Here is a 6,499-nt window from a genome sequence, read left to right as displayed (position 1 = left end):
GACGGGCAGCCGCGCCACGGGGCCCGGTCGTCGCGGATCCCGTGGGCGCCGCGGCCGAGCTGACCCGGCGCCGCGTCGCCGCCCTCGCCGACGGGGACCCTCGCGCCCTCGCGATGGTCACGGTCCCGGGATCCCCGGCCTCCGAGGCCGACGCGAGGACGTACTCCGAGCTCGCAGCTGCGGGGGTGTTCGCGGGCGGGAGTCACCTCGACGCCGAGGTCGAGGTCATGGCGGCCCACCCGTTCCGGCCCTGCTGCTCCCAGGACAGCCGGACCACGCAGGTGCGGGTCGTCGCGCGCACCGTCACCGACGGGGCTGCCTCGGCACCGGCCGAGCCGACGGCGGTGGTCCTCCGGCTTGAGCGGTCAACCGCCGGTTGGCGGGTCAGCGAGGTGCTGGCCGGCGCGTGACCCAGGCGGCGGCGGAGGCGAGATCAGGGTGCTCGTGCTCGAAGCCCTGCGCCGTGAGGACGGCGGGCAGTGCGCGCTGCGAGGAGAGGATGTCCTCGGCGAACTCGCCGAGGGCGATCCGGAGGGCGAGCCGTGGCACCGGCACCACGGCTGGTCGACGCAAGGAGCGGGCCACGGCACGGACGATCTCACGCTGAGGGGCGGGGGAGGGGGCCGTCAGGTTGACCGGCCCCGAGACCTCGGCATCGAGGAGGTGCTCGATCGCGCGCACCTGGTCGATGAGGGTGATCCATGGCCAGTAGTTGTCCCCGCGGCCGAGCGGCCCGCCCACGCCGAGGCGGATGAGAGGAAGGAGCCGCCCGAAGGACCCGCCGCTGCGGGACATCACGATGCCTGTGCGCAGGTGCGCCACACGGACCCCGGCTGCTTCCGCGGGTGCCGTCGCGTCCTCCCAGGCCTGGACGACGTCGACCAGGAAGCCGTCTCCCGGGGCTGAGCCCTCAGTGAGGAAGGCATCCCCGCGGTCGCCGTAGTAGCCCACGGCAGACCCCTGCAGGAGCACCTGCGGGCCGTCGTCCATGTCGGCCAGGGTGCGGGCCAGCAGCGCGGTCGGAGCGGTGCGGGAGGCCAGGATCGTGCGCCGGTACTGGGCGGTCCAGCGCGAGTCGCCCAGGCCGGCGCCGCCGAGGTTGATGACGGCCTGCGCGCCGCGGAGGTCCTCCGGGTCCAAGGCACCGCCGTCTGGGTCCCAGGAGATCTCCCGCGAGCATCGCGCAGGGCGTCGTACCAGTCGCCGCACGTGGTGCCCGTGGGCGGCGAGGTGCTCGACGAGGGCCGTGCCGATCAGACCGTGCGAGCCCGCGATGATCACCTGCATGGCCTCACCGTAGGGGATGGGGACCCACCCGGCGAGGTGCCGCCCCGGGGAAGAGCGGTCCGAGGCCGAGGACGGGTCAGGCCCGGGCCCCCTGGGGGACCGGGCCTGACCCGTCTGACGCGCCTCGGTGCGACGCGGTGCTTGTCATACGGAGCTTCTGCTCAGAGGCCGACCTCGGACTCGAAGTCCGCCTCCTCGATGCGCTTCTTCACGGCCATGAGGTAACGCGAGGCGTCGGCCCCGTCGACCAGGCGGTGGTCGTAGGACAGCGACAGGTAGCACATCGACCGGATGGCGATGTAGTCCTGGCCGTACTCGTCGGTCGCGACGACCGGGCGCTTGACGATCGCGCCGGTGCCGAGGATCGCCGAGGTGCCACCGGGGACGATCGGGGTGTCGATGAGCGCCCCGCCCGAGCCGGTGTTGGTCACCGTGAAGGTCGCGCCGCTCAGGTCGTCCGGCGTCGCCTTGTTGTCCCGCGTGCGAGAGGCGAGATCGGCGATCTTGCGCGCGATGCCGGCCAGGTTGAGGTCCCCGGCGTCGCGGATCACGGGAACGAGCAGGCCGCGCTCCGTGTCGACCGCGATGCCGACGTTCTCCTGCCCGTGGTAGGTGATCTCCTTGCCCTCGAGAACGCCGTTGACCTTGGGGTGGGCCTTGAGCGCCTCGGTCGCCGCGAGCACGAAGAACGGCAGGAAGGTGAGGTTGACGCCCTCGCGAGCCTTGAAGTCGTTCTTCGCCTGGGTGCGCAGCTTCGCGACCGCGGTCACGTCGACCTCGACCACGGTGGTGAGCTGGGCCATGCTGTGCAGCGCGTCGACCATGCGCTCGGCGATGATCTGCCGCAGTCGGCTGGCCTTCTCGGTGGTGCCGCGCAACGGCGAGACCTCGGCCTTGCGCTCGGTGGCCTCGCTGGCAGCGGGCGCCTCCGTGGCAGGGGCGCTCTTCTGCTTCGCGGCCGCTGCCTTCTCGGCCGCCTCCAGCACGTCCTCCTTGCGGATGCGACCGCCGACGCCAGTCCCGGTGAGCCCTTCGAGGTCCACGCCCTTCTCCGCCGCGAGCTTGCGCACCAGAGGGGTGAGGTAGCCACCCGCGCGCGCTCCGCCGCCGGCCGACGAGGTGTCCTGCGCCTCCCGGTCACCGGTCTGGCCCGGTGCGGTGGTGCTCGAGGCCTCGGCCGAGGGCTGAGGCTCCTGGACGGGCTGCTCCTGCTGGGCGGGCTCCTCCGGGACCGCGGTGCTCTGCGTGGAGGACTGCTCCGAGGACGCGCTCTGCTCGGGCTCAGGCTCGGGCTCAGGCTCGGGCTCGGGCTCGGCAGTCTTCTCGGCCTCGGCCGGCTCGCCACCGCTGGAGGCCGACCCACCGATACGGGCGAGGGCGGTGCCGACCTCGACGGTCTCGTCCTCCTCGACGAGGATCTCGGTGAGGGTCCCCGCGAAGGGGGAGGGGATCTCGGTGTCGACCTTGTCGGTCGAGACCTCGAGCAGGGGCTCGTCGACCTCCACCTGGTCGCCGACCTGCTTGAGCCAGCGGGTGACGGTGCCTTCGGTCACGCTCTCGCCGAGCGCCGGCATCTCGACCTGCTCGCCACCGCCCTGCGTGCCCTCGGCGGGGGCGGCGGACTCCTGGGGGGTGCCCGTGCTCTTGTCGGACTGCTCCGCGGGAGCCTCGGTCACCTCCTCAGGGACCTGGGGCTCCTCGGCCTGAGCCTCCTCTGCTGGCGCCTCCTCGGCCTGGGCCGGGGCGTCGCCCGAGCTGCTGGCCTCGTCGGCCGAGCCGATCGTGGCCAGCGCGGTGCCGACCTCGACCGTGTCGTCCTCCTCGACGAGGATCTCGGTGAGGGTCCCCGCGAAGGGGGAGGGGATCTCGGTGTCGACCTTGTCGGTCGAGACCTCGAGCAGGGGCTCGTCGACCTCCACCTGGTCGCCGACCTGCTTGAGCCAGCGGGTGACGGTGCCTTCGGTCACGCTCTCGCCGAGCGCCGGCATCTGCACGGAGTCAGACATGACCTCGCGTCTCCTTCGGTGGGGTCAGTTGTGGGCATGCAAGGGCTTGCCGGCGAGGGCCATGAAGGCCTCGCCGAGTGCTTCGTTCTGCGTCGGGTGCGCGTGCACCAACGACGCGACGTCCTCCGGGTACGCGTCCCAGTTGACGACCAGCTGCCCTTCGGCGATGAGCTCGCCGACGCGGGAACCGATCATGTGGACACCCAGGACCGGGCCGTCCTTCTGGCGGACGAGCTTGACGAAGCCCGCCGTCCCGAGGATCTGGCTCTTGCCGTTGCCCCCCAGGTTGTACTCGAGGGTCTCGACCGCGTCGTCCCCGTGCTCCTTCTTGGCGGCGGCCTCGGTGAGGCCCACCGAGGCGACCTCGGGCTCGGAGTAGGTGACGCGCGGGATGCCGGACTCGATGATCGGCGCGGGGGACAGCCCTGCGATCTCCTCGGCGACGAAGATGCCCTGGGCGAAGCCGCGGTGCGCGAGCTGGAGCCCGGGGACGATGTCGCCGACCGCGTAGATGTTGCCGACGCCGGTGTGGAGGCGCTCGTTCGTCGTGACGAAGCCGCGGTCCAGGGTGACGCCCTGCTCCTCGTAGCCCAGGCCCTCGGTGCGCGGACCGCGCCCGACGGACACCAGCAGCAGGTCCGCGTCGAAGGTCTTGCCGTCCTCGAGGGTGACGTGCACGCCGTCGTCGTCCTGCGTGACGCCCTGGAAGCGGACGCCGGTCGAGAAGCCGATGCCGCGCTTGCGGTAGGCCCGCTCGAAGGCCTTGGAGATGACGGGCTCCTCGTTCGGGACCAGGCTGGGCAGCGCCTCGATGATCGTGACGTCGACACCGAAGGACTTCCACACGCTCGCGAACTCGGAGCCGATGACCCCGCCGCCGAGCACGATCGCCGAGGACGGCACGTGGTCCAGCTCGAGGGCGCCGTCCGAGGTGATGACCCGGCCGCCGATCTCCAGCCCCGGGAGGGTGCGTGAGTAGGAACCGGTCGCGAGGACCACGTGGCGCCCCTGGTAGCGCTGGCCGTCGACCTCGACGGTGTCCTGCGCGACGAGCTTGCCGTAGCCCTCGACGAAGGTGACGCCGTGCGCCTTGACCAGGCCCTGGAGCCCCTTGTAGAGGCGGCCGACCACGCCGTCCTTGTACGAGTTGACCCCAGCCATGTCGATGCCCTCGAGCGAGGCCTTGACGCCGAACTTCTCGCTCTCGCGGGTCGAGTCGGCCACCTCGGCCGCGTGCAGCAGGGCCTTGGTCGGGATGCAGCCGTTGTGCAGGCAGGTACCGCCGAGCTTGCCTGCCTCGACGAGGGCGACGCTCAGGCCGAGCTCGGTCGCGCGCAGGGCCGTGGCGTAGCCGCCACTCCCTCCGCCCAGGACGACGATGTCGTAGACGGTGGGGCTGTCAGCCACGATAGGACTCTCCTAGGACGGTGTTGGCGCGTGTCGGCGCGTCGGGCTCTCGTGCCATCTTGTCATCACCGGCGCGAGAGCGTGAACCGGAGACGATCACGACACGTGTGACGCTCGCAACTATTCATCCCATGTCTGGGTGCGAGGTGCCGGAGGGACGTCGCGAAGCACGACGCCGGGCACGACGTCGGGTCGGCCGCTGCCGGGCCTGGCCCGAGGGCGCCGTACGCTGAGGGGATGGGACTGTTCCGACGGCGCCGTGCCGCGCAGACACCCGACGGCGTGCCCGTGTCGGGGCGCCAGGCCCGTGAGGCCGCCGTCGAGCACATGGCCGAGTTCGTCCGCACCCGCGTCGGGGTCGAGGCGTACCTCGAGCCGGTCACCAACGTGACGCAGGCGACCGTGGTGCTCATCGCGACCACGGGGGAGTGGACCCGCCGTCGGGTTCCCGACGAGCGGGCGGCCCGTGCCATCGCGAAGGACCTGGGCATCCCGGTCTACGACGTCCAGCTCACCGGGTACCCCCAGCGGATGCGGGACTGGAACTCGCGCCAGCGCGCCCGCCGCTCGAGCTGAGCCCGAGCGGCAGGGCGGCGCCGCGGTGCGCGACCGACCACGGCCTCAGCGAGCGGTCGGTGCCTCGAGCAGCTGCAGCAGGGTCCGGACGGCGACCCCCGTGCCGCCGACCGGCGTGTACCCGTGAGCCGCGCCGTCGTTGAAGGCAGGCCCGGCGATGTCGAGGTGCGCCCACGGCGTCTCGCCGACGAACTCACGCAGGAAGAGCCCGGCCACGAGCATGCCGCCCATCCGGTCCCCGATGTTGGCGAGGTCGGCCACCTTGGAGTCCAGGCTCGCCCGGAGCTCCTCGGGCAGCGGCATCGCCCAGAACTGCTCGCCCGCGTCGCCCGCTGCCTCGACGACGGCGTCACGCAGCTCCTCGGTTCCCATGACGGCGCCGACCCGTGTGCCGAGCGCCACGACCTGCGCCCCGGTCAGGGTCGCGACGTCGATGACGGCGTCGGGGTTCTCCTCGCAGGCCGCCACGAGACCGTCGGCGAGCACGAGCCGTCCCTCGGCGTCGGTGTTGAGCACCTCGACCGTCGTGCCGCCGCGCTGGGTGATGACGTCCGAGGGGCGCTGCGCGCTGCCCGAGGGCATGTTCTCCGCGAGGCAGAGCCACGCCGTGACCTTGACGGGCAGCTCGAGGGCCGCGGCCGCCAGGACGGTGTGCAGCACCGCTGCGGCCCCGGCCATGTCGGACTTCATCGCCTCCATGCCCTTGGCGGGCTTGATGGAGAGGCCGCCCGAGTCGAAGGTGATCCCCTTGCCGACCAGGGCGACCGACCGCTTGGCCCGCGCCGGGGCCCAGGTCAGCTTGACCAGGCGCGGGGGGCGGGCCGAGCCCTGTCCGACGCCCACCAGGCCGCCGTAGCCCCCGGCCGCCAGGGCCTTCTCGTCCAGGACGGTCACCTTGACCTTGGTGCCCTTCGCGAGGGTCCTCGCGTGGTCGGCGAAAGCGCCCGGGAACAGGTCGAGCGGTGCGGCGTTGACCAGGTCGCGGGTCCCGTGCACGGCCTCGGCGAGGACCGCGGCCCGGGCGACGGCCTTCTTGGCGGCGGCCTCGCGCGCACGGGGGGTCACGAGCTCGATGCGGCTGACCGGCTGGCCCTCGCTGCTGCGGTAGCGGGTGTAGGCGTAGGCACCGAGCAGGGCACCCTCGGCGACCGCGGCGACCTGCTGGGCGTCCTCGGCGGGCAGGGCCATGCCCACGGCGCCCACCCCGGTCAGGCCAAGTCGGG

General features: G+C 72.5%; 5 protein-coding genes and 1 pseudogene. 2 read left to right on the top strand and 4 right to left on the bottom strand.

Annotated features, from left to right (window positions below):
- Nucleotides 1-410, top strand: a pseudogene (locus L0B03_RS12420) (hypothetical protein); the annotation flags it as partial.
- On the opposite strand, the gene L0B03_RS12415 reads toward L0B03_RS12420, so the two are convergent.
- From L0B03_RS12415 to lpdA, 3 genes are all read right to left on the bottom strand, one after another.
- Complete coding sequence (locus tag L0B03_RS12415; protein ID WP_250446184.1) at nucleotides 385-1,287, bottom strand: TIGR01777 family oxidoreductase; 903 nt, start codon at nucleotides 1,285-1,287, stop codon at nucleotides 385-387. The pseudogene L0B03_RS12420 and the gene L0B03_RS12415 sit on opposite strands and share 26 nt — an antisense overlap.
- 161 nt (nucleotides 1,288-1,448) lie before the next feature.
- A complete protein-coding gene (gene sucB, locus L0B03_RS12410) occupies nucleotides 1,449-3,293 on the bottom strand; it encodes a 2-oxoglutarate dehydrogenase, E2 component, dihydrolipoamide succinyltransferase (protein ID WP_250446182.1) in 1,845 nt (614 codons plus the stop codon).
- Between the two features lie 24 nt (nucleotides 3,294-3,317).
- On the bottom strand, nucleotides 3,318-4,700 hold the full coding sequence (gene lpdA / locus L0B03_RS12405; protein WP_250446181.1) for a dihydrolipoyl dehydrogenase: 1,383 nt from the start codon (nucleotides 4,698-4,700) through the stop codon (nucleotides 3,318-3,320).
- Between the two features lie 237 nt (nucleotides 4,701-4,937).
- Here lpdA and L0B03_RS12400 point away from each other — a divergent pair, with 237 nt between their 5' ends.
- A complete protein-coding gene (locus tag L0B03_RS12400; protein ID WP_250446179.1) occupies nucleotides 4,938-5,276 on the top strand; it encodes an oxidoreductase in 339 nt (112 codons plus the stop codon).
- 45 nt (nucleotides 5,277-5,321) lie between these two features.
- On the opposite strand, the gene L0B03_RS12395 is transcribed toward L0B03_RS12400, so the two are convergent.
- Nucleotides 5,322-6,499, bottom strand: a 1,178-nt coding sequence (locus L0B03_RS12395) for a leucyl aminopeptidase (protein WP_250446177.1), incomplete at its 5' end; no start/stop codon positions are given.

Origin of the sequence: Actinotalea sp. C106, from assembly GCF_023630195.1 — a bacterium.
Classification (GTDB): domain Bacteria; phylum Actinomycetota; class Actinomycetes; order Actinomycetales; family Cellulomonadaceae; genus Actinotalea.
Note: the sequence above shows the minus strand (reverse complement) of the source record. Positions and strands in the feature narration are given on the sequence as shown.

Coding starts and splice junctions, on each gene's coding strand:
- L0B03_RS12415 (WP_250446184.1), bottom strand. CDS start 1,287: ATGCAGGTGATCATCGCGGGCTCGCACGGTCTGATCGGCACGGCCCTC.
- sucB (WP_250446182.1), bottom strand. CDS start 3,293: ATGTCTGACTCCGTGCAGATGCCGGCGCTCGGCGAGAGCGTGACCGAA.
- L0B03_RS12400 (WP_250446179.1), top strand. CDS start 4,938: ATGGGACTGTTCCGACGGCGCCGTGCCGCGCAGACACCCGACGGCGTG.